The following is a 25,381-nucleotide window of genomic DNA, read 5'->3' on the forward strand; positions in this document are numbered from 1 at the left end:
TCTTATTTTTGTAATTGTGAAACAGCCCTTGCTTCCACATATTGATTCACCCGCAGATCTGCGAGCGCTTAAGCGCGAGCAGCTGCCAGAACTCGCAACAGAACTTCGCGATTTTATTTTGGACGTTGTGGCTGCAAAAGCAGGACATTTAGGGGCGAGTTTGGGAGTTGTAGAACTCACCATTGCCTTGCACTACAGTTTCAACACGCCAGACGACCAATTAGTTTGGGACGTAGGCCATCAGGCTTATGGACATAAGATCCTTACCGGGAGAAGAGCTATTTTTCACACCAATAGACAGCTTGGTGGTATCAGCGGTTTCCCGAAACGCTCAGAGAGTCCTTATGACACTTTTGGCGTGGGCCACAGCAGCACGGGAATTTCTGCAGCTCTTGGTATGGCTATAGCCAGTAAACTGTCGGGGGAAATTGAACGGCAGCATGTTGTGGTTATTGGAGATGCTTCCATAGCCAGTGGAATGGCCTTTGAAGGCCTAAATCACGCTGGAGTCACAGATGCCAATCTGCTGGTGATCCTCAATGACAATGCCATTGGCATTGACCCTTCCGTAGGAGCACTCAAAGAGTATTTGCTGAAAGCCACATTGAACAACACCCCAGAACAAGACAATATTTTCGAGGCCTTAAACTTTACGTATAAAGGCCCCGTAGATGGGCATGATTTCGATGCTTTATTAAGTGCTTTTGAGCAACTCAAAGACATTAAAGGCCCAAAGCTTTTGCATGTGATCACCAAAAAAGGGAAAGGCTTGGCGCAGGCAGAAGCCGATCAGGTGACCTATCACGCTCCGGGAAAATTCGACAGAAAAACTGGAGATCTGCTCCCGAAATCTGCAGAAAAGCTTCCTCCAAAATTTCAAGACGTGTTTGGTCATACTATAGTTGAATTGGCCAAAGAGGATGAAAAGATCATTGGCATCACCCCTGCCATGCCTACCGGAAGTTCTCTAAAATATATGATGGAGGCCTTTCCAGAGCGTGCTTTTGATGTTGGGATTGCGGAGCAACATGCCGTGACCTTTGCGGCAGGACTCGCTACACAAGGGTTTAAGGTCTTTTGCAATATCTATTCGACCTTTTTACAACGTGCCTATGACCAAGTGATCCACGATGTTTGCTTGCAAGGCCTACCGGTGATCTTTTGTTTGGATCGCGCTGGGATAGTTGGGGAAGACGGACCCACACATCACGGTATTTTTGATCTTGCCTACCTGCGATGTATTCCAAATCTGATCATCCATGCGCCGGCCACAGAAGCCGATCTACGCAACATCATGTATACCGCCACTCTCGGTTTAAAGAACCCGATCGCGATACGTTACCCACGCGGACGTGGACAAAACCTAGACTGGCGATCGCCTTTAAAAAAGCTGCATATAGGAATGGGCAAAACCATACAGTCGGGTAGCAAAGTGGCCGTACTTAGCTTGGGAACCGTTTTGACCGATGTACTCCAAGCTACCGAACAGCTAAAACACCAAGTAAGTGTATACGACCTGCAATTTTTAGCACCGTTGGATCATCATATGCTGGATATGATCTTTGAGAATTACGAGGTGGTCATCACTGTAGAAGATGGTGTGGTTGCTGGAGGATTTGGCTCCGCAGTAACCGAATATGCCGCAATTAAAAACGCAAAGATCATTATAGAATCCCTTGGTGTACAAGGGGTATTTCCAGACCACGGCAGTATCCCAGAATTGAAAGCGGCCTCAGGCTATGACAGCGAATCCATCCGAGCAGTGATCGAGAATTATCTCTAAAAAAAGCATAAAAAAAGGAGCCCAATTGGACTCCTTTTCTTTTATATTATCGCTTATGATTAACGCACCACAAAGCGCTTAACACTTGATGTTCCTTGTGACTCGATCTTTACAAAGTACATGCCCGAAGACAAGCCTTGGTAATCCATAGTCACTGGTGATCCAGCGTTGATTGTTACGTTCTTTTGATCTACCAAACGTCCATCCATTCCGTAAACAGTTAAGGTTGATTCCCCGATAGCTGTGTTGCTTTCTAGGTTAAACAAACCGTTTGAAACTGTTGGGAATACTACGATCGCATCTAGAGGACTCTCAAAGTCGTTCGTTGAAAGCGTAGCGAATTTATTGGTGAACATTCCACGACCGTGCGTAGAGGCCAAGATCAAGTTGTCTGATGCTCTAAGGTCAAGATCCAATACACGGATGTCCATCATTCCATTATCTGAAGCAAACCAAACTGGGCTCGCCGCTGTGATGTCATCCGTAGACCAGATTCCAAGCTCGGTACCAATGATCACCTCTTGTGGAGCCAATGGGTTCTGAAGGATACATTTCACTGGGATATCCGGTAGGTTACCTTCTTTGTTTTCCCAAGTCACACCAGCATCTGGAGAATACCAAACACTGTTTACTCCGTAGTTGTGGAAGGTAACGAATAGCTCGTCCTCAGTCTCTCCGAATTCAATATCAGAAACACTACCCACAAATCCAGGACCAGTGATCTCGTTCCAAGTTGGAGTTGCATCAGCATTGTCCAAACGCAAAACTTTACCCGTTGCTGTCCCTACGAAAAGTGTAGAAGACGCCGTAGTAAATGGCGATACTTTGAAAGCTGTTGGCGGTGAGTTATCAATAAGTGCATTATCTAAGTTAGTAGTCACCGCAGAAGTAGTTCCTAAAACATAGCGCTTAATAAGCTCATTACCTCCTGTTTGTCCATTAGAATAAAGAATGTCTAAGTTTCTGTCCAAACCAGCTTGGTTGATAAATACTCCTTCTCCACTATCGATCTGATAACCCGCTCCTGTAAATGGAATTCGCACATAAATGTGAGAGTTTCCAGGGAAGGTTGTGATCACATAATTAGGCACATCATCATAGTCAGTGAATCCACCATCACCCCCTAAACGGTCAATGAAGTTTCCGGTTCCTGCAGTTGCATTGTCTCTAAATAAGGTTCCGTTATCCTGTGTACCTCCAGCAAGATCATCACCAGAAGCATCGTTCGGGCTAATAGTTCCGTAGTAGAACTGAGTCACGTTCAAGTTTCTCAAACGCGGTAAAATAGCTCCAGAGTTTCCAGCAGCAGTGCTCAAAGATGCAGCGTAATAAGTTCCTCCATCAGTACCTGTCAAGGACTCATTAGGAAATCCTGGACGGAATTCCATTTCGTGAATATCAGCGTGTACGAATGGTACTGTAAGTGTATTTAGGTTTGGATTGTTAGACCATTTAGAGATCTGCTCCCAGTTGTTTCCGCCATCTGTAGAACGGTGCATATCAATACCTCCAACGTAGATGATATCATCATCGGTTGGATCTACTGCAAGCATCAAATCGTAGAAAGATTGTCCACGTGTATAGTCATTTGCCGGAATACCTAGATCGGCATCATTAGGCAAATTGGTCGTAGTAAAGGTATCCCAGCCGTCTGTGGTTTGGAAGATACGAACCGGAGTGGCCCCAGAAAGTCCTTGTGCTACAGCATACATTTTATCGGGATCTGTTCCAGACATAGCAATCTGTGTGCGGTTAGAAGCGGTCAAGATAGTTTCTAGCTCCCAAGTGTTTCCGTCTGTAGTACTAAAAATACGTCCTCCTAGACCTGCATTGGTGAATCCAGAGCGAATCCCTCCAAAGTACAATTTCCCATCGGTAGCAACTTCAAAATCATTTGGAATTCCGTAGAAAGTGTTTCCAAAATAGGTGTATTGGAATACCGACTGCTCTACACGAGACCAAGTGGCACCGTTATCTGTAGACTCATAAAGTCCGGCGTTCTGTAAGCCTAGGATGTTCACCGGGCTAGAAGAACCTCCTCCACCAGAACCAACATATCCCGTTGACCCTACACCTGCGTAGATGTGTACATCACCATCTGGATCTTCCCAGGCTTTGATGTCATTGATATAAAACAGACCTGAACGCAGATCGTTTCCTCCCGCAGTGGTGTCACCACCACCGGCAAGAGTTACGTTTAGACGCACCCAATTATTACCACCGTCAGTCGATTTATAAATTCCGTTACCGTTAGCAGCTCCTTGTGTGTACTGCTCACCAGTTCCGATATACATTACTTGAGGATCTGTAGGATCAAAAGTGATAGAAGACACCGCGATGTTTCCAGGAACTCCAGAAACCAATTCCCAGTTGGTAGAACCACTGGTCACGTCTTCATTCACATAAAGACCACCACTCACACCACCAGCAAAGGCGCGTCGAGCATCAGGGTCATTTGGATCCCAAAGGATCATACGCACACGTCCAGAGATATTGAAGGGTCCGCGCTCTTCCCAAGCATTGTCTTCAGCACTTCCTGGAGAACGGTCAGGGCCAAACTGCTCCACCAATTGATCATAAGTGCGGAACATACGCTCTGGAACCGGAACCCCTAAACTAGGGTCCATGGTGTATAAAAAGTCTTGTTCGTTATAGGCATTAGGTGGCAAACCAAGGGCACGACGCTCTTGTTTACCTAAATTCATAGTCTCGTTAAAAGGATGATTCATCAAAAAGTCCTCGTGCTTTTTACGCAGATCGAGAATCTCTTGAGAAACCTGCTCACGCTCTGGGGAGAACTCTGCAGAAGCGTACCAAGCCAGTCCAGCCGCGGCAATTGCTCCTACAACAAGTAATTTCTTTTTCATAATAATAGGTTTTAGCTTTTAGGTGTTTCCCGTTAGAGAAACAGTTTATAAAGATAAGGCTTTATCAACCTACAATCAAGGGCTTTAGAATGAACCGTTTCCGGTCATTTTTTTAAACTGATTGTGGGCATTACCATCGGTTAAGGAAGCGACATAAGAACAAGCCAAAAGCAGTCTTTCATACAAATCCATGCTTTCGTAGTCGTGCTCTGCCTTTAGGCCTTTCAATAAAAGTCCATCATAATTTGTACTGACTCCGTTCAAGTCTCGAACCAGGGCATCAGTGTACTTTTGAAGCAGGGTATTTAGGATGGAATAGCCCATGATCTCTTTGCCTACCACCTCATCACTGCGATACACCTTTTTAATGCTGATGTCAATGATATCACTGATCTGCGCTTCATAACGGCTTTTGTCTAATAGGCCGTGATGAAACTCCCCACGAAGGATGGCCTCTTCATGGTCTAAAAAGACCGCAACGGCCTCACTGATCAAGGTGTTAATTGCAAGTGCACGCAAATAAGCCAAGCGCTTGGAAGTGGATTGCAGCGCAGCGTATTTTTTAGTTTGTATGTTGTCTTTGACCAAATTAATGAGCAACTCTAAGGCCATTTCTTCTTCAATGAGCCCGAGGTTAATTCCGTCTTCAAAATCGATTATGGTGTAGCAGATATCATCCGCGGCTTCTACCAAAAAGGCCAAAGGATGACGGTGAAAACGCAAGTCTGCTCCTTCTTTGGGAATCAAGCCCAAAGTAGTTGTCACATCTTTGAACACCCCTAAATCTGATTGGAATACCCCGTACTTTTTATCGCTGATCTGTTTGGTGGGTTTTTTAGGGAGCGATTCTTTGGGGTACTTCATAAATGCGCCCAAGGTGGCATAAGAAAGCCTAAGGCCTCCCTCCTGGCCCGGGAAATCTTCTGTGATGATCCTAAAGCCGTTGGCATTGCCCTCAAAATCTATCAGATCTTGATACTGCTTGGGAGTCAATTGGTCCTTATACTTAAGACCAGCACCTACGGAAAAGAACTCTCCTATGGCCTTTTCACCAGAATGCCCAAAGGGTGGATTCCCAATATCATGCGCCAGAGCTGCAGCAGCCACTATGGCTCCAAAATCATTGAATGTATAGCCGTGCACCTTTTCTAAGGCGGGGTATTTTTCCAACAAAGCCCTGCCAGCCAATCGGCCTAAGGAACGCCCAACCACAGACACTTCCAAGGAGTGTGTTAAGCGGGTGTGGACAAAATCGGTCTTAGACATGGGAATGACCTGAGTCTTGTCTTGCAAACTTCTAAAAGGTGCTGAAAAAATGATGCGGTCATAATCCACCTCAAAGCCCAAACGGGTTGGATCTTGCTCAATTCTGAGGCGCTTATTGGTATCTCCGTAACGTTTTAGTGACAGTAATTGTTCCCAGTTCATCGGTAAAATTTGACCTCCGAAAGATACACAAAATGCAAGGTTAATTAATCGTAAACAAGAAGTTCCGTTTTGGAGATTTCGGTAACATTTCGCTAACGCTTTTGTAGCACACATTTAAAAGCGGGTTAACGCCACCTTTACACTGCAGCGGTTTCTTTGTGCCAAGAAATTTTACAGTTGTAATGAAACAAATTACCTCGATATTATTATTGCTATTTACCTCCCTAACAATAGCACAAACTGGATCAGTAGTAGGTGTACTAACTGATAAAGACTTTAACAACGAACCGCTTCCGTTTGCCAACGTGATCATCAAAGGAACCTCTAAAGGAACCACCTCTGATATTGACGGGCTTTACGAACTTGCTGATATGGAGCCTGGTGCTTACACCATCCAGTTCAGTTATGTAGGTTATGAAACTCTTGAGTTTGACGTAACCGTTGAAGGCGGGAAGGTGACTACCTTAAATGTTCCTATGGGCGCGAGTGCTGCGGCCTTAGAGCAAGTTGTGATCACCACCACACGTAAAAGAGAAAGTGAAGTTGCCCTTTTGATCGAACAAAAGAAGGCGACTACAATCATACAAAGCATTGGTGCCCAAGAATTAGCCAGAAAAGGGGTGGACAATGCGGCCGAAGCTGTTGCCCAGATCTCGGGTATTTCACAGCAACAAGGAAGTAGTGATGTATTTGTACGTGGTCTTGGAGACCGCTATCAGAATACAACCATGAATGGTTTATCACTGCCGTCAAACGACGTAAACAAAAAGAACATCAACCTGGATCTATTTCCATCAGAAATCATTGAAAGTGTTGGTGTATCTAAAGCATATAACAGTTATTTCTTTGGAGACTTTAGTGCCGGTAACGTAAACATCGTTTCTAAAGAATACAGCGGACCTGGATACTTTAATGTTTCTATCAACTCCGGATTCAACTCTCAAGCAATTGGAGAGGATTTTGTACGCTCAGAGGGACCTAGTCTTTTCGGTTTCTACAACCGTTATGACAACGACCCTTTTGCAGTAGTGCTTTCTCACGGAGTAGATCCTCAGGACGCCGAAACTAACGTTCCTTTTGCAGGAGCTATTGAAGGAGGTTACTCCTTTAATATTGATGACGAGCAGCGCTTGAGCTTCTTTGGAACTGCGGTTTTCAGCAACAGTTTTGAATACTTGAACGGTCCTGCCGTTGACTTTACCAATGACGTAAAAGTGCGTTTCCCAGTGGCAGAATGGTATGATTATGATACCAACACCGCCCTTATGGGATCTATCCTTTACAACAACAAGGCTGGACACAAACTTAAATTCACTTCGCTATTTTCTAACACCTCTTCTGATGAAGTGAGTTACTACGGAATTGGCGGAAACGGATTCAACCGTGACGGTTTCTCTAACAACGGAGATGGTGGATTCTACCAAATGAACGTACAGTTCAACCAAGAGATGATCTTTGTGAACCAAATTAACGGTACCCACAAATTTGGAGATACTGTTGATGAGAACGGAGAGAAAAAATGGCTTTTGGACTGGGGATTTGGATTCAACAAAGTATTCTCTGACGAACCAGATAGAAAGCGTATCACTTTAGAAGATTACCAATTTACTTTGGATAGCGATCCAAACACCAACCCGATCTTCTACGACAACATTGCCTTTGACAATCAGCGTTACTTCCAGAGTATTGAAGATGATGAGTTGAACAGCTATTTCAACTTGAACTACAAGGTGAATGACAATATCAACATCACCATGGGATACAACGGGCGTACTAAAGAGCGTCGTTTCAACAACTGGAGATACGGTTATGAGATCTTAGACAAACTCAACAATCCTGTTACGGATGTAAACAACTTTGATCCTTTCTTCAGCGCTGTGAACATTGACATCCCAGAAGGACGTGGTCAATGGAACTTGAATGTGGCGCGCCAGCCATTAGGTTTGGATGCAACCTTAGGATTAGTTAACCGTCCACAACCTTATGAGAATACATACACTGGTAATTTAGATATCCACGCTGGTTTGCTTACTGCAGATATCCAAGTAGGTGACCTTTTGATCGTGCCTGGTATCCGCATAGAAAACTGGGAACAGACCATTGTTTATGACGTGATCAACCCAGTACCAACTGATACTGGTTTCCGTGAAGCCAAGGAGAATCTATTCTTCCCAAGTTTGAACTTGAAGTACGCTGTAAACGAAGATATGAACTTGCGTATAGCGGCGAGTCAAACAGCATCCTTCCCAGAATTTAAGGAAGTTGCAAATTTTGTTTATGAAGGAGTTACCCAACGTGTGGGTGGTAACCCTGACTTGCTTGGAAAGGCCGATGGAACTGGAGTTTCTTACTCTGAGATCTTTAATGCTGATTTCAAATACGAGTGGTTCCCAAGCCGCAGCGAGCTGATCGCCTTTGGAGTATTCTACAAGTCTATTCAAGATCCAGTAAACCGAGTTGTGGCAACAGATGCTACCGGTAACCAGCGTTTTTTTAGAACAGGAGACGAGGCGACTGTATTCGGTGCAGAGATCGAGTTTAGAAAGAACATCATTGTAGATGAAGACGATGATCCTTTGGTAAGCATTGGAGGTAACTTTGCCTATAACAATACCAATCAAGATCTGAAAGCAGTACAGACATCTGACGGATTCACCTTTGGTACTTCCTTTGGTAACCGCACAGAATCTGAATTACAAGGAGCTTCTGAGTTCATTGCGAACGCTGATGTGAATTACTCTCCAACCTTTGGAGACTACAAACCTAAGTTCACGACCACCTTCTCTTACTTCTCAGACCGCATCTTTGCCTTAGGAAGTGGAGACCTTGGAAATATTGTAGAAAAGGCGGTACCACAATTGAACTTTGTATGGAGAAACGCATTTGGCGATCACTTTGAAGCCAACCTAAGCGTTGGAAACATCTTAAACCCTAACGTAACTCTGATCCGTGAAGGAGCAGGTACTAATAACCCACTTTTAACACCGTTTGACCTTGTAAATGCGAACGGAGACGTGACGCTTTTTGAGTGGAAACGCGGTGTAAACTTTGGACTATCTCTTAAATATAAACTATAACAATCTTTTTACTTTAAAACTTGAAAATGATGAAAACCAAATTCTTCTTAATAATCGGTTTGCTTGGTTTAGTTCTTGCTTCTTGTGAGAGCGATGACACCGCTGATATTATCATCGAAGACAACCGCGTTGACAACAGCGTGACAAACAACAACAACGGTGGAACCGACACTACAGATGACGGTACTACAGGTGCTGTAGTAAACCTTTCTGGAGTTTACACTGAAGACCTTACTTTGGACTGTGATACTGAGTATCGTGTAACTGGACCAGTTCTTATTGCTGATGGTGTTACTTTCACTATCTGTGCTGGTACTACTATTGAAGTAGCTCCTGTAGGAGTTAACGCTTATATCGCGATCCTTCAAGGAGGTATGATCATGGCAGACGGAACTGCTGATGCTCCTATCGTATTCACTTCTGCTTCTGATACTCCTGGTTCTGGTGACTGGGGAGGTCTTGTAATCTGCGGACGTGCTCCTATCAACTCAACTCCTGACGGATCTACTGATACTTCTACTACTGAGGTAGGTGGTCTTTCTTACGGAGGAAACACTCCTGGAGACAACTCTGGTGTATTGCGTTATGTACGTGTTGAGTACGCTGGTGGTGCTATTGATGGTAACTCTGAGCTAAACGGGGTATCTCTTTACGCTGTAGGTTCTGGAACTACTATGGACTTTGTACAAGTTTACATCGGTTCTGATGACGGATTCGAATTCTTTGGAGGAACTGTAAACGCTAGCCACTTGGCAGTAGTTGGATCTGAAGATGACTCTATCGACTGGACTGAAGGATTTACTGGATCTTTGACTGATGTATACGTGAAGCACCTAGCTGACCACGATAAAGCTTTCGAATGTGACGGATACAACACCGACTTCTCTAACGAAGGTGGATACTTCTCTGCTCCTGACGTGACTAACGTAACTATCGATGGTGACGCTGGAACTCTTGGAGAGGCTGTACGTCTACGTGCGGGAACTCAAGGAATCTTCACTAACTGGGTGATCAATGACTTTGATGAAGGATTCGATCTTGACGGTGATGACGCTGACAACCCAACTGGACAAGGTGTACTAGACGGTACGCTTTCAGCTATGGATGTTACTTTCAACAACGTTGGTCTTAAGATCAAAAACGATACAGGTTTTGCATGGGACGATGCTGATTTCCTAACTGGAGACGGTAACGGAACTGGTACCGACTTCGCCACTTGGGGTGCAGGTTGGGCTCGTGAATAATTCCACAACCTTTCAACAATAAAGTAAAAAAGGCTCCCATTGGGAGCCTTTTTTCTTACACTGTTTTAATCAAAATTAATTGGTGGTAACCACGCGTGTATCTTGCATGGTCCATGTATTTACCTGAGCAATTGTATTGTTGCTGTAAGTTACCTCTTTAAGGGTATCTCCTTGGTAGAACATCCAAGTACCTACACGCTGTCCTTTATTGTATTGTGCGATGGCCGTACGATTCCCATCAGCATCATAACTGATCCACTCACCGTGTAACTTACCGTCCTTAGTATAGAAACCGGTTTGAGCGATCTCGCCATTATCGTGAAACAAAGTGGCCTCAATAAGACCTTTCTTTTCTTTGTAAATATTTTTTGGTGCTTCTTGAGCAAATACGTTAGTCCCAAGGAATACTAAAACTAACATTAGGGCAATCTTCTTCATATCTTAGGGCTTTAATGATTAATAAATTCATTACAAACATAACATTATTTTTACTTCTTCGCAACGTTTTGGTAACATTTACGTAACATTGTAGCTGTATATATCTGTTTTACAGGTTTTTATAATGTTACTTTTTTGGTAACATTGGACCTCATCTTTATACCTTCCCGCCAATAGGGGCATGATTAATTACTGCGGAATGCACTCTCAATGCCACTCATAACGTTGCGATAACATTTGATTCTAAAATAAATTCCATTTTTGTTCTCTATTATCTCAAGACCTTATGGGGGATTATTATTTATTCATGCTGATCGCCTTGGCTATCCTTGCCATCGCAGATCTGGTAGTTGGCGTTAGTAACGATGCCGTTAACTTTCTAAACTCCGCCATTGGCTCTAAAGCCATTTCCTTTAAAACCATCATGATCGTAGCCAGTGTGGGTATTGCCTTTGGCGCACTGTCCTCTAGTGGTATGATGGAAGTGGCGCGGAAAGGAATCTTTGTCCCCGGGGAATTCTATTTCAATGAGATCATGGTCATTTTTATGGCCGTAATGATCACAGATATTCTCCTGCTTGACTTTTTCAATACCCTTGGACTGCCTACCTCCACTACGGTTTCTATTGTATTTGAACTTTTGGGAGCAGCCGTGTGTATGTCGATTATCAAGATCACCAAATCTGGAGAAGACCTTTCTTCTTTGAGTAATTATATCGCTTCTGACAAGGCGACCACCATTATATTAGGAATACTGCTCTCCGTAGCCATTGCTTTTACCATTGGTGCGCTGGTACAATTTGTCACGCGCTTTCTTTTGTCCTTTGATTTTGAAAAGCGCCCGAGTTGGGCTGCTGCCATCTTTGGTGGTTTAGCTACAACCTCTATCGCCTACTTTATTATTGTAAAAGGATTAAAAGGAGCGGAACTGTTGCCAGAATCTTTCAACGCTTGGGCTCAGAATAACTTCTATCAATTCATTGGAGCTAATGCTGTTGTTTGGACTTTGGTCTCCTTTGCTTTAACCCGATTCTTTAAGGTCAACGTATATAAATTCATCATTGTACTGGGAACCTTTGCTCTGGCTATGGCCTTTGCGGGGAATGACCTGGTTAACTTCATTGGAGTTCCAATGGCTGCTTATGAGTCCTATTCTGTTTGGGGCGATTCTCAAGTAGCTGCAGACACCTTCGCCATGACCAGCCTGTCACAGGCAGTACGCACCGAGCCTTTATTACTTCTATTGGCCGGAGTCATTATGGTATTGACGCTTTGGTTTAGTGAAAAGGCGCGCCGTGTGGTAAAGACCTCGGTGGATCTTTCGCGTCAGGATGAAGTAAAGGAACGCTTTAAGCCGAACTGGCTTTCTCAAAACCTGGTACGCTTGGCCATTGGACTGAACCGTGGTTTTACTATGGCTTTGCCAGAAGCGGCAAGAAATTCCATCAGCAAGCGCTTTGCTCCTACCGTGAAGAGTAAAATATTAGATAAGGACGCACCTGCCTTTGATATGGTGCGCGCAGCCATCAACTTGGTAGTCGCTTCTGTGTTGATCTCTATTGCCACAGGCTTAAAATTACCGCTTTCCACCACTTACGTGACCTTTATGGTTGCTATGGGTACTTCCTTAGCCGATCGCGCTTGGGGAAGTGACTCTGCAGTGTATCGTGTTGCTGGGGTGATCAACGTAATTGCCGGTTGGTTCATGACCGCCATCACAGCCTTTATTGCCGCTGCTATCATGGCGGCGCTGATCTACTATTTTGAATGGTTCGCCTTGATCACTTTGTTGATCCTAGCCATGATCCTCATTGCACGTTCTTATCTGCGCACCAGCAGAAACACCAAAGAGATTCGTGAGGAGCTGGAATTCAAAATGGCAGAGAGCACTTCTGTAAAAGGAGTGATTGAAGAGTCTGCCAACAATGTATCTACCGTAATGAAACGCGGATCCAAGATCTTGAATAGGTCTTTGGATGCTCTTGCAAGACAGAATCTAAAAGACCTTAAAAAGGCACGCAATGATGCGGAAAGTCTTTCTGATGAGATGGATGATCTTAAAAATCACATCTTCTTTTACATCAAAGGTTTGGACGGGAGCTCTGCCGGCGCCACACGTTTCTATCTGATGGTACAAGATTCCTTAGAGGACTTTGTGCAGTCTATTGGATTTATTGCAAAGACCAGTCACAAACACGTTAAGAATAATCACCAAGGATTGACCTTCAATCAGATCCGTGATCTGAAACAAATTGAAGAACAGTTACTCAATCTGTTTGCCAAAGTTAAGACCAACTTTGACGCTATGAATTTGGATGAACTTCCAAACCTCATCGCCGAGAAACAAGAGTTTGACAAATACATCTCTAGTGATATCGAAAAGCAGATCCAACGCACCAAACAACCAGACAGTAGCGCGCGTAATACCACACTTTACTTTAGCTTGCTGTTGGAATGTAAAGATCTTGTAGAAACCACGGCCACTGTTTTGGAACAGTACTACAAGGAGTGGGAGGTCATTAAAAAACCAGAAATTCTATAATGCGTTTACTGCTTGCTTTATTATTGCTCCCTCTTTTTAGTGTAGCCCAACAGCTCACTGGGGAACAATTACTGGAGCGTGCTATTGCCTATCACGATCCGCAGGGCAATTGGGAAACCTTCAATGGTACGCTCTTTGTCACCATGGAAACACCAGATTCGGAGCCACGTAACAGCGAGATCCAAATAAACTTGCCACAAGAGTTCTTTCAAGTAGTTGCAAAGCAGGGTGACCGAGAGACTTTATATCAAATTGATCGTGGCGCCTGTTCCATTGGACTTAACGGCGATATGGATTTAACGCCAACAGAGCTCAAAGAGAATAACTTGAGTTGTGATCGCGCCACCCTCTACAAAAACTACTACACCTACCTCTACGGCCTCCCCATGAAGCTGAAAGATCCTGGGACCTATGTGGATCCAGTAGTCACAAAAGTGAGTTTTAAAGGCAAAATATATCTGCGTTTAAAGGTCACTTATGAAGAAACTGTAGGGACAGACATTTGGTTCTTTTACTTTGACCCAAATACCTACGCCATGGAAGTCTACCAATTCTACAAGGGAGATCCAGAAGACAAGGGCAAAGACACTGGAGAGTATATCTTACTTTCAGATGAAGTAGAAATCTCCGGCATTAAAATGCCCAAAGATCGCGCTTGGTACTACAATAAGGGAGATAAATATTTAGGGATAGATCGCCTTAAAGACTAATCAGTATTTCTTCTTCAAGGCCAAGGCTGAGTTAATGCCTTTGGCCAACAACACCAGTACAATTATCCTAAATATTATGCCTTTGCCCAGCGATTCTGGGTTGAGCATTCCTGAGATAAGGACCAACAGTAAAAAGAAGGCCATCCCGCCAATAAGGGCCTCCAGGGGATTGGATTGTGACCAATATCCCAAAAGAAGGTAAACCAAAAAAAGTACACCGGAGAATACCAACGCCAACACATCTTCCTGTTGAAACCAATTGTAAACACCTCCAAACAATTCAAAAGCTCCAGCTAGAAACAAAATATTGCGGGCCTCGGCTATGACCTTGGTTGCGCGTTTTTGCTCTTTGAGTAAATGAGCTTTAGATGCCATGAACTTTTTCTGCTGCTCTGGGGTTCCTTCTAACGGATACTCACAGGCTACGCAGGCCATTGGCTTCCCTTGTATTTCTACATAGCAATTTGGGCATTCTTTGGTCTCAGACGGATAATTCTCTTGCATAAACTTGCCAAAACTTAAATTCAAAACATGAAGATAACTAAATCTGCAAAGCTGGTCCTGATTACAAATTCAAGAATTCTTAAACCTACTTTTGAAGGATAAGCCTCCTCTTTACTACGGGATTCAAATCAAATTAATTAAGAAGTCCAGTTAGATTTTAGCTTGTAAAAACAGCTGTACGAACGGCTGTTAGTTATGAGTATTTCGATATTTTCCGTAAATTCATGAACTAATTCAGCATGATTTTTTAAAAAATTGAGGTCGCCATTACATCAAAGACTTTATGATGCCACGCTTGAAAAGCATATGGCGGTTGAAAATGCCATCGGGTTTAAAAATGGTTTTAACACCGAACGTTTGACTAATTTTTACCGAGCACTCTGGGACTGTAGAACCACATTTCACAACAGTTTTGAAGCACTAAATGACCCAGATGGCAGAATTTCTAAGATCAACAACTCCCTCCTAACAGCATTAAAATTGGATTTACCCTCCTTAGATGAACTACCATCTCATTCTAAGGCTACCCCCCCTTTAGATAAATCCCACACTGTAGGTGTTTTCTATGTACTTGCTGGATCTGCAATGGGCGCACGCGTTATTCGCAACATGGCCCTTGCTCAAAATGCCGCGTTTAAATCAAATTATTTAGATCAGCTCATAGCCACTGCAGGTGAACAGATGAAGTTACTCCAGAAGTACTTCAACACTGTTGGTATTGATGAAGACCGACTTATTTGTGGAGCTAAAGATGCCTTTGATCTTATATTAAATTCTACAAAAATTGGGGGACAAACAGAATATAGAAGATTCCAAGAGACTTGAGGCAGAAGCATTAGAAAAGTGTAATTCTGAAGCAATTGAACACATTGGGCAGATCCAAGACAAAGGCTTTTTATTGGCCTTTGACACGGACTCTCAAATCATCACTTATGCCTCACAGAATACAGATAAATATTCAGAATACAGTGCGCAAGAATACCTCGGCAAGAACCTGAGGGATTTCTTTGACCGCAAAGACGTGCATGACATTTTGAATATTGCTTCGCACAGCTCTACACAGGAGCAAAGAGAACACGTTAAGGCTATTTCCTTAAAAGACCAACAGCTAGACGTATCGCTATTCAGAAACGAGAATACAACCATCTTGGAATTTGTGGAACTCGATGCACAAATTGATTATTTGAAGATCAATGACGATATTAAATGGGCCTTGCACGGAGTACATGATCTAAAAACAGTTGAGGAGGTTTTGCATAAAGCCGTCTACTCCCTGCAAAAAATCACTGGATTTGATCGGGTGATGGCCTATCGCTTTCTTCCAGACAATTCTGGAGAGGTAGTTGCTGAACAATGTTCCCCAGGCGTAGACTCGTTCTTAGGGCTGCGTTTCCCGGCTTTTGATATTCCGCCAAGAGCGCGGGACCTGTTCTTAAAGAATCCAATCCGCATCATTTACAATAATAAAGCTGAAGCGATACCCATACTGGCAAACGGAAGTGACGGAACAGAACTAGACCTCACCTTAAGCCATCTGCGATCCAGTTCACCGGTACATTTACAATATTTGATCAATATGGGCTTAGTGAGCTCTATGACCATGCCTATCATAGTAGAAGGTAAGCTTTGGGGGCTGTTCGCACACCACCATCACGAGATCTTGGAGGTTCCTCCGCCAAAGACCTATGCCTCAGAAATTATAGGGCAAACCATAAGCATGGTGATTGAACATCGTTTAACACGTAATGCAGATGACACTGTGCGCCATCTATTGGAACGAGGCAATCAGCTAATCAGCACCGAAAGCAATCAATTTGCTATAGAGGAATTTTGGAGCCAACAAGCTCCGAATTTGAAGGAGATCATCCCTTGTGACGGCGTGGCCTACCTGACTAAGGATTTTGTTTTAAGCCATGGCAATTGCCCGGAGACTGACATGATCAAAGATCTAGTTGCACAGTATTCAGACCAACAACGCGAGATATTTTACAGCTCAAAGTTAAATATAGACTCCTGCCCTTCTAAAGGATTATTGGGCATGAGCATTGTTCAAGGAAATACCCCGGTCACTATATTATTCTTTAGAGATGCTGCCTCAAAACAAGTGAGTTGGGCAGGAAATCCTGAAAAAGATCTGGTGTATGAAAAAGAAGGGGTGCGTCTACACCCTAGAAGTTCGTTTTTAGAATATCAGAAGGAACATCAAGATCAGGCAGATGAATGGACCTCAACAGATTTGCTTATAGCCGAGAAAGCCCTGGAAACATTTAAACGCTTTTTAAGTTCAAAAATAGAGCAACAGCGCTTGATGGTCACAGAGAACGAACGCCTAAAAGTGTTGGTCAAGGAATTGAATCACCGTGTGCGCAACATTCTGGCCTTAGTGCAATCAATAACCAGACAAACGGCTTCCAACGAAAAATCCGTCGAAAGTTATATCGAGGCCTTAGAAAAACGCATTACCTCTTTGGCAAACGCCAACAATATGCTTACCGAGAGCAGCTTCTCCAAGATCAACCTGCGCTTATTGATCCAACAAGAACTCAAACCATTTGTGGGTTCCACAATAAGCATTTCTTTAGAGGGAGATGACATTGATATCTCCTCAAGTGTTGCCCCTATTATTGTGTTAGTGATTCATGAACTGGTCACAAACTCAAATAAACACGGCAGCTTATCTGTCTCTTACGGCAAATTATTTATCAAGTGGTATATAGAAAATGAAGACTTGGTTGTAGAATGGCGAGAACAAGACGGGCCTAATGTCACACCACCCAAGACTCATGGATTTGGGATGTCCATCATAGAGAATGCCTTGGAATACGAATTTGATGCCAACACCAAAGTAGATTTTAAAGAAACAGGTTTAGAGGTCAATTATCGAATCCCTCTAAAAATGATCAGTAGAGATGATTCCAAGAATTTTGTGGCCAAACAAATGGAAGAAAAGGCTAAGATCCTCTCTAAAAAAGAATTCAGTGTACTGGTAGTAGAAGACGACTTTATCAACGCCAAACAATTAAAGACCTCCATTGAAAAAAAGGTCAAGGCTCGAGTAACCATCTGCCCAAGAGCATCGGCAGGACTAAAAGCCCTGAGAAACGACACCTTTGACTTTGCCCTATTGGACGTAAATTTAAAGAACGAAAATAGCTTAGAAGTAGCTTTAGAATGTAAAATACAAGGCGTGCCTTTTTATTATCTAACGGGTTATGGTGATCGGTTATTAGAGAATTCAATGTTCCCCACAGCACCTGTATTTTCTAAACCCATATCTGAAGATGAACTATTGACCCTTATCAAGACAAACCATATTTAAGTACTTATGATTCCCTTATTAATTATAGAAGACGATTTTGTCCTCGCCACGGAATGGATTAAAGCCTTGGAAAAATTAGGCCGTTTTAAGGTAATGCATGTAACTTCTGCAGAGGAGGCTCAGAGAAAAGTAGATTTTGCCAAGGTAGATCTATACATTATAGACCTGTTCTATTTTAGTGCTAATGTCATTTCCAAAAAGCAAGGAGGAATAAGACTGATTGGTCCTATCCGAAGAATGAACCCAAATGCCAAGATCATTGTTGTGACTTCACACAATATCTCTCATGGCATTGGATTGACGACAGAAGATATAATCAAAAACCTGGGCGCAGATTACTTTTTAGAAAAACCCTTTAATGTAAATAAATTGACTTCTTTAATTGATACCATTGAATCAAAATTCGCTTAAATTCAGTCTAAATTGTTAAGGAAATTAGTTTCGCGAACCACTTTATACGCTTAGACTTTTATAACATATTATGGCTAAAGACAATACCTCAAAAGTTTCAAAAGAAATGCAAAGCTTTCGTGACGAAATGAAAACCACCAATCCTTATGGATTTAATATTGTGGGGATCGGCGCAAGTGCAGGCGGGTTAAGAGCATTGACGGCATTTTTTGAAAACATGCCTACAAACACGGGCACCAGCTTTGTAGTGGTTCAGCATTTGAGCCCAGATCATAAAAGTCTCATGAGTGAACTTCTGGGTAAATCCACTTCACTTGCGATCACAGAAGTTCGAGAAAGCACAAAGGTAAAACCGAATAATATCTATTTGATTCCCCCGGGGAAAAACATTCGGCTAAAATCTAATACGCTAGAGCTTACCGACAAACCTACAGACAGATCTTTAAACCTACCCATAGACATCTTCCTAGATTCTTTGGCCACAGCTAGGAAGAATCACGCCGCGGCAATCATTTTAAGCGGCACAGGAAGCGATGGGACCGGAGGAATAAAAAGCATTCACGCATACAACGGACTTGTAATAGCTCAAGACCCTGAAGATGCTGAATTTGACGGTATGATACAATCCGCCATAGACACCGGTTTGGTGGATTACGTGTTGCCTGCGAACAAAATTCCAGAGATGATTGCCGACTTTACTGTAAACCCAGAGGAAAAGTTTGGAATCGAACACGAGGTTTATGCAGACAAAACACGCTATGAAAAAGTGTTGAGTCACCTGGTCAATGCCATTGATAAAGACTTTAGTCACTTTAAAAAACCCACCTTGGTACGCAGGATTGCGCGCCGGATTCAGATCTCCAAGCAAGATTCCTTTAAATCCTATTTTGACCTGCTTTTAAAAGATGATGAAGAAGCCCGATTACTGGCCAAAGATTTTTTGATCAACGTCACTGACTTTTTTAGAGATAAGGACCTTTGGAGAGAACTGGAATTTGAAATCATTCCAGACCTTGTGGAAAGCTGTCACAACGGTGGTATTTTAAAATTCTGGGTTATGGCGTGCAGTACAGGTGAAGAAGCCTACTCTTACGCCATGCAGATTGATCGGGAGATTAAAAAAAGAGAAAAAAATATAGTAGTTAAAATATTCGCTACAGACATTGACGAAAAAAACATAGAGATCGCAGCCCGAGGGGAGTATTCTGCAAAAGCAGTGGAAAAAATTGAACCGTCGCTGCGATTCCAGAATTTTGATCAGCTAGATAATGGCGTGTACAAGGTAAAGGAGCACCTGCGCTCTATGGTCATCTTTAGCACCCATGACGCGTTAAATGACCCGCCATTTACCAAATGTAATTTGGTCTCTTGTAGAAATCTATTGATCTATCTCAACAAAGAGGCACAAGAACGTCTTATACGTATCATTCAGTATGCAATGATGCTCAGATCCATCTTGGTGTTGGGTAGAAGCGAGACCTTGGGCCATATTAAGGATTCATTTTTGGAGATGAGCGCCTCTAACAGGGTCTACAAAAACCTCTCTTTATCAAAGTCACTGTACAAAAGTGATATCACTTTGGGTAAATCTGTGAATGCTGCAGTTTCCATGGTTGATAAAAATAGACAAATAAGTGGTTTTGATTTAAACCATTTCAAATATGACGAGGTCATTGCCAAAGGATTTACAAGGCATTTAGATTACACAATCATTTACGCAGATGCCAATCTTAACATCATCCATGCCATGGGGAAACTCAATCCTTATTTGAATATCCCAAAGGAAGGATTCAGTCAATCCCTGTTTGATCTTTTACCCCAATCGCTAAAGCCTAAGTTGAATTTAGCATTGATCAAAGCAGAAAAAACGAAAGAAAATGTGACTTTAGAGGTGTCCAATTCAGAATTGGAATCCGCTGAAAAGAGCTATAATCTGATCATTACTCATGCCCCAGAAGACCCTTCTCAACCCAACGGGAAGTACATTGCCATTTTCTCTCCAACCACACTTAAAACAAACTCAGGCGATACTTTTTCTGCTTCAAGCAGTGATCTCCCAGACGAATCCTTTCAGCTTTTAGAATCTGAATTGGCCGAAGCACGACAGTCATTAGCCACCATGCAGCTGGAAATAGAAATGCGTAATGAGGAGTTGCAGACCACTAATGAAGAACTGTTAGCAACCAACGAGGAACTGCAAAGTACCAATGAAGAATTACAAAGTGTAAATGAAGAATTACATACGGTTAATGCAGAGCTCAATGTAAAAGTTAACGATCTTCGCACAGTAAGTGCTACCATAGACAACATTCTAAAAAGTACAGAGATCAATACCTTGGTAGTGGGCAAACAATTAGACATTAAAAGTTTCACTACTGGAATTCGCTCCTTCTTTAATATTTCACAAACTGACATTGGCAGGGACCTGCGAAACTTCTCCAACAAGCTGGGTTCAAATAGTGATCTTTTGTTTTCAAATTATATGAAGGTCATTGAAACCGGCGAGACCATTCAAGAAGAATTAAAATTTGGAGATATCTGGTACTTGATGCGATTAACGCCATTTATCCAGAGTGATCAAACTATAGATGGTGTGGTAACCACTTTTATTGATATTTCGTATCAAAAAAGTGTTCAGTTTGAGTTGGAACGCAAAGAGACGGAAATTCGTGAGCTCTTTGATAATGCCCCAGATATGTTCTTTGCTGTCAATGCAGATGGCAAAATAATCAATGCCAACTTGGAGTTACTTGAAAAGCTTGAGTATGACTCCCGTGACGAGGTCATAGGCAAGAGCGTATTAGAGATCGCTCCTGGTTTTACGGAAGAGGAACTTCAATACGATTTGGACAAGCTAATGAACGGTAAGTTGTTAAGAGATGAAAGCCGCATAGTCCAGACCAAAACCGGCAAGAAGATCCCTATTCGGGTTAACGCCAAATCGTTTTTTAATGAAGACGGTTCTTTGAACCGCGTGCTTGCCAGCTGGAGAGACGTAAGTCAACTCAAAGCGATGGAAGATAAGCTTCAGGATCAAAATGCGGCCTTTGAGCAGGTTCTAGAAAGCACCCTGGCCGGCTATTGGGATTGGGACATTCCCGGTAACACCGAATACATGAGCCCAACCTTTAAGTCGATGTTCGGCTATGAGGACCACGAGATTCCAAACACCCCAGATTGGTGGCAAGAAAACATACACCCCGATGATCTACCAGGCGTATTTGAGGTCTTCAATAAGCACGTCGCAACTAAAGGAAAAGTGCCTTATGATAACGAGGTGCGCTACTTTCACAAGAACGGTGATATAGTTTGGGTATGGTGTAAAGGGAAAGTCATTGAATGGGATGAGGAAGGAAATCCACTGCGTATGGTAGGTAGCCACGTAAACATCACCCACCTTAAAAACCTTACGGACAGTAATAAACAACTGGAGCGCTTCGCTTATGTAGCTAGCCATGACCTACAGGAGCCTTTAAGAACCGTTACCGACTTTGTGAAGCTCTTTAAGGAAGATTATTCCGAGAAATTAGACAGTCAAGCATTGACCTATTTAGAATTCATTGACGAGGCCTCTATAAGAATGGGCAGTTTGATCAAAGGGATCTTAGCGTATTCTAGAGTAAGTGACAATGCCGTTAAAGAATCAGTAGATCTCAATGAGACCTTAAAAGCGGTACTCCAAGATCTCAAAATAAAAATAGATCAAGAAAAGGCCGAATTTAAGATTGGCAAACTTCCTAAAATCGCGGGTTATGCGGTAGAGCTTCACTCTTTATTTTTAAATCTGATCGGCAATGCAATCAAATTTGTGGCGCCCAACACCATTCCTGAAATTACCATTGCAGCTAAAAAAGTGGACGGCCATCATCAGATTTCTATAAAAGACAACGGAATAGGAATTGATCCAAAAGATCAGGACAAGATCTTTGATATCTTTAAACGCCTTCACAATGAGGAGGATTATAGCGGTACGGGTATAGGTCTAGCACACTGTAAAAAGATCGTAGAAATGCACGGCGGCAAGATTTGGGTAAAATCTGAGTTGGGTAAAGGCTGTACATTTTATTTTAATTTTAAGGCATAATTATGAACGAGAAGCTCAACATATTGCTTTTGGATGACAACAAAGCGACCAATTTTTTGCACACGCAATATTTAAAACGTCACGACGGTGTGGGCGAGGTAGAAGCTTTTCAAAAAGGTATTTCTGCCTTAGAAATGCTCAAGCAAACAGATACGTATCCGGACATCATGTTCTTAGACATTAATATGCCCAGCATGGACGCTTGGGAGTTTCTTGATGAGCTGAGAAAATTGAACTTGGAGCTGTCGGCTGCTATTTATCTTTTAACCACTACCATAAGCCCTCAGGATAAGGAAAAGATGCAGAATTATCCCGAACTGAGCGAGATCCTCTTTAAACCGCTAGACTCAACGGTTATAAAATCCATCCTAACTAAAAATTTTAGCGCCTAAAAATACTTTTCTGCCCCCTGTGCGTTTCATCCTGTTGAACAAAAAAAGACTCCCTTTTGGGGAGTCTTTTTTCAATCAACACTTAAAACAAATCTTAAGAACCGCACATCAAGCAGTCGTCGTCTTCTTCGGCATCTCTACTCTTAGCCAACATTTCACGCAACTCTTGAGGCGTCAATGGCTTGTCTGTCGCTGCTGCAGTAACGGTACCTACGGCCGCTTCCTGAGGTGCAGGAACAGCTTCCTTTGTAGTGTTCTTAAGTGTAAATTTGATCGCATCTACGGCACTCTTAGTACGTAGGTAGTACATTCCTGTTTTAAGACCGCTCTTCCAAGCATAGAAGTGCATTGAAGTAAGCTTCGCCATATTAGCGTTCTCCATAAACAGGTTCAATGACTGAGACTGATCAATAAAGTATCCTCTGTGTCGGGACATATCAATAATGTCTTTCATACTGAGTTCCCAAACAGTTTTATACAATTCTTTAAGGTCTTGAGGGATCACATCAATGTGCTGGATAGATCCATTAGCACGCATGATCTCTTCTTTTAGATCGTCATTCCAAAGGTTAAGTGCAACAAGATCTTCCAATAGGTGCTTGTTCACTACAATGAACTCTCCAGACAGTACACGGCGTGTGTAAATGTTAGAAGTGTACGGCTCAAAGGCCTCATTGTTTCCAAGGATCTGAGAAGTAGAAGCTGTTGGCATCGGCGCTACTAACAAAGAGTTTCTCACTCCGTGCTTCTTCACATCCTTACGCAATTTACCCCAGTCCCAACGACCGCTAAGCTCTTCATCTTTGATGTTCCAAAGGTTGTGTTGGAACAAACCTTCAGAGATCGGAGATCCTTTATAGGTCTCATAGGCTCCGTCTTTCTTAGCCTCTTCCATCGATGCAGTTACCGCAGCGAAGTACAAGGTTTCAAAGATCTCTTGGTTGAGTTTCTTAGCCTCTTCACTGGTAAATGGCAAACGCAGTTTGATGAAGGTATCTGCCAATCCTTGAACACCCAAACCAACCGGACGGTGACGGAAGTTACTGTTACGCGCCTCTGGCACTGGGTAGTAATTTCTGTCAATTACTCGGTTCAAGTTCTTAGTTACTCGCTTAGTGATTCTAAAGAGCTCCTTGTGATCAAAAGCACCGTTCTTCACAAACATTGGCAAAGCGATAGATGCTAGGTTACATACCGCTACTTCATCCGCAGAGGTGTATTCCAAGATCTCTGTACAAAGGTTTGAAGAACGAATGGTTCCCAAATTCTTCTGGTTGGATTTACGGTTGGCCGCATCCTTGTACAACATATATGGAGTACCGGTCTCAATTTGAGATTCTAGGATCTTCTCCCAAAGCTCACGCGCTTTGATGGTCTTGCGTCCGCGGTCTTCTGCCTCGTATTGCAAGTAAAGCTTTTCAAACTCTTCACTGTGGTTGTCAAACAATCCTGGACATTCATTTGGACACATTAAAGTCCATTCAGCGTCTTCTTGAACACGCTTCATGAATAGATCCGGAATCCACATGGCGTAGAACAAATCACGCGCACGCATCTCTTCTTTACCATGATTCTTTTTCAGGTCTAAGAAGTCAAAGATGTCTGCGTGCCATGGCTCCACATAAATCGCGAAGGAACCTTTACGCTTTCCTCCACCTTGATCCACATAGCGCGCCGTGTCATTGAATACACGTAGCATCGGTACAATTCCGTTTGAAGTACCGTTGGTTCCTGAGATATAAGAACCGGTTGCGCGAATGTTGTGAATAGAAAGACCAATACCTCCCGCAGATTGGGAGATCTTAGCCGTTTGTTTTAGGGTGTCGTAGATACCGTCAATACTGTCGTCCTTCATCGCTAAAAGGAAACAAGATGACATCTGTGGCTTAGGCGTACCAGAGTTAAAGAGTGTAGGGGTTGCGTGGGTAAAGAACTTCTTACTCATGAGTTCGTAAGTCTCTTTTACCGCTGCTAGGTCTTCCATATGGATACCAACAGATACACGCATCAACATATGCTGCGGACGCTCTGCGATCTGTCCGTTCAATTTTAGGAGGTAAGAACGCTCTAGGGTTTTGAATCCAAAGTAGTCGTAACCAAAGTCACGGTTGTAGATGATCGTTGAATCCAATTCGTCAGCATTCTTCATGATGATGTCATACACCTCGTCGCTCAATAGTGGAGCCTTCTTCCCTGTTCTTGGGTTTACATAAGTGTACAGATCCGTCATCACCTCAGAGAAGGTCTTCTTGGTGTTCTTGTGCAGGTTAGACACAGAGATACGTGCCGCCAAGCGGGCGTAATCTGGGTGCGTGGTGGTCATGGTCGCAGCAATCTCCGCAGCCAAGGTATCCAACTCACTTGTAGTCACACCGTCATACAATCCTTCAATGACGCGCATAGCAACCTTTACAGGATCTACTAATTCATTCAGACCGTAGCATAGCTTTCTTACGCGTGCCGTGATCTTGTCAAACATGATGGGCTCTTTGCGGCCATCTCTTTTAATTACATTCATCTACAACTTCTTTAGTTAATTAGTGCCTAATTTTTAGCAAAACGTAGGTTGGTACGCTAGGTGT

Annotated in this window: 15 protein-coding genes; 10 read left to right on the forward strand and 5 right to left on the reverse strand. The window is 42.9% G+C overall.

The window, feature by feature from the left end; translation table 11 throughout:
* Positions 1-16 precede the first annotated feature (16 nt).
* The gene (locus tag POW22_RS00580; protein WP_272830429.1) at positions 17-1,783 is read left to right on the forward strand and encodes a 1-deoxy-D-xylulose-5-phosphate synthase; all 1,767 of its coding nucleotides are present in this window, start codon (positions 17-19) and stop codon (positions 1,781-1,783) included.
* 59 nt (positions 1,784-1,842) lie between these two features.
* On the opposite strand, the gene POW22_RS00585 is transcribed toward POW22_RS00580, so the two are convergent.
* Both POW22_RS00585 and dgt read right to left on the reverse strand, forming a co-directional pair.
* Positions 1,843-4,650, reverse strand: coding sequence for a T9SS type A sorting domain-containing protein (locus POW22_RS00585; protein ID WP_272830430.1), 2,808 nt, complete (start codon positions 4,648-4,650; stop codon positions 1,843-1,845).
* 84 nt (positions 4,651-4,734) lie between these two features.
* Positions 4,735-6,078: a dGTP triphosphohydrolase gene (gene dgt / locus POW22_RS00590; RefSeq protein WP_272830431.1), complete on the reverse strand. Its 1,344-nt coding sequence runs from the start codon at positions 6,076-6,078 to the stop codon at positions 4,735-4,737.
* Positions 6,079-6,260: 182 nt separating this feature from the next.
* Here dgt and POW22_RS00595 point away from each other — a divergent pair, with 182 nt between their 5' ends.
* The gene (locus POW22_RS00595) at positions 6,261-9,155 is read left to right on the forward strand and encodes a TonB-dependent receptor (RefSeq protein WP_272830432.1); all 2,895 of its coding nucleotides are present in this window, start codon (positions 6,261-6,263) and stop codon (positions 9,153-9,155) included.
* Positions 9,156-9,181: 26 nt separating this feature from the next.
* Positions 9,182-10,399 (forward strand): multidrug transporter, encoded by a 1,218-nt coding sequence (locus tag POW22_RS00600; protein WP_336407694.1) that lies wholly within the window; start codon positions 9,182-9,184, stop codon positions 10,397-10,399.
* 75 nt (positions 10,400-10,474) lie between these two features.
* On the opposite strand, the gene POW22_RS00605 is transcribed toward POW22_RS00600, so the two are convergent.
* Complete coding sequence (locus tag POW22_RS00605) at positions 10,475-10,837, reverse strand: toxin-antitoxin system YwqK family antitoxin (protein ID WP_272830433.1); 363 nt, start codon at positions 10,835-10,837, stop codon at positions 10,475-10,477.
* 286 nt (positions 10,838-11,123) lie between these two features.
* On the opposite strand from POW22_RS00605, the gene POW22_RS00610 reads away from it, so the two are divergent.
* Both POW22_RS00610 and POW22_RS00615 read left to right on the forward strand, forming a co-directional pair.
* Positions 11,124-13,379, forward strand: coding sequence for an inorganic phosphate transporter (locus tag POW22_RS00610; RefSeq protein ID WP_272830434.1), 2,256 nt, complete (start codon positions 11,124-11,126; stop codon positions 13,377-13,379).
* A complete protein-coding gene (locus tag POW22_RS00615; protein ID WP_272830435.1) occupies positions 13,379-14,089 on the forward strand; it encodes a DUF6503 family protein in 711 nt (236 codons plus the stop codon). The genes POW22_RS00610 and POW22_RS00615 overlap by 1 nt, the downstream gene beginning before the upstream one ends.
* On the opposite strand, the gene POW22_RS00620 is transcribed toward POW22_RS00615, so the two are convergent.
* Positions 14,090-14,593 (reverse strand): hypothetical protein, encoded by a 504-nt coding sequence (locus tag POW22_RS00620; RefSeq protein WP_272830437.1) that lies wholly within the window; start codon positions 14,591-14,593, stop codon positions 14,090-14,092. It lies immediately after the preceding gene.
* Positions 14,594-14,899: 306 nt separating this feature from the next.
* On the opposite strand from POW22_RS00620, the gene POW22_RS00625 reads away from it, so the two are divergent.
* The 5 genes from POW22_RS00625 (at position 14,900) to POW22_RS00645 (ending at position 22,799) form a co-directional block, all read left to right on the forward strand.
* Complete coding sequence (locus tag POW22_RS00625) at positions 14,900-15,418, forward strand: heme oxygenase-like domain-containing protein (protein ID WP_272830438.1); 519 nt, start codon at positions 14,900-14,902, stop codon at positions 15,416-15,418.
* Positions 15,378-17,912: an HWE histidine kinase domain-containing protein gene (locus POW22_RS00630; protein WP_272830440.1), complete on the forward strand. Its 2,535-nt coding sequence runs from the start codon at positions 15,378-15,380 to the stop codon at positions 17,910-17,912. The genes POW22_RS00625 and POW22_RS00630 overlap by 41 nt, the downstream gene beginning before the upstream one ends.
* A gap of 6 nt (positions 17,913-17,918) precedes the next feature.
* Positions 17,919-18,323: a response regulator gene (locus POW22_RS00635; protein ID WP_272830441.1), complete on the forward strand. Its 405-nt coding sequence runs from the start codon at positions 17,919-17,921 to the stop codon at positions 18,321-18,323.
* 127 nt (positions 18,324-18,450) lie between these two features.
* A complete protein-coding gene (locus tag POW22_RS00640; protein WP_272830442.1) occupies positions 18,451-22,407 on the forward strand; it encodes a chemotaxis protein CheB in 3,957 nt (1,318 codons plus the stop codon).
* A gap of 2 nt (positions 22,408-22,409) precedes the next feature.
* A complete protein-coding gene (locus POW22_RS00645; RefSeq protein WP_272830443.1) occupies positions 22,410-22,799 on the forward strand; it encodes a response regulator in 390 nt (129 codons plus the stop codon).
* 94 nt (positions 22,800-22,893) lie between these two features.
* Here the strand turns inward: POW22_RS00645 and POW22_RS00650 are convergent, their stop codons facing one another.
* Entirely contained in the window at positions 22,894-25,317 is a 2,424-nt protein-coding gene (locus tag POW22_RS00650; RefSeq protein ID WP_272830444.1) for a ribonucleoside-diphosphate reductase subunit alpha, read from the reverse strand.
* Between the last annotated feature and the right edge of the window lie 64 nt (positions 25,318-25,381).

Origin of the sequence: Gilvibacter sediminis (assembly GCF_028561565.1) — a bacterium.
In the GTDB taxonomy this organism is placed as follows: Bacteria; Bacteroidota; Bacteroidia; order Flavobacteriales; family Flavobacteriaceae; genus Gilvibacter; species Gilvibacter sediminis.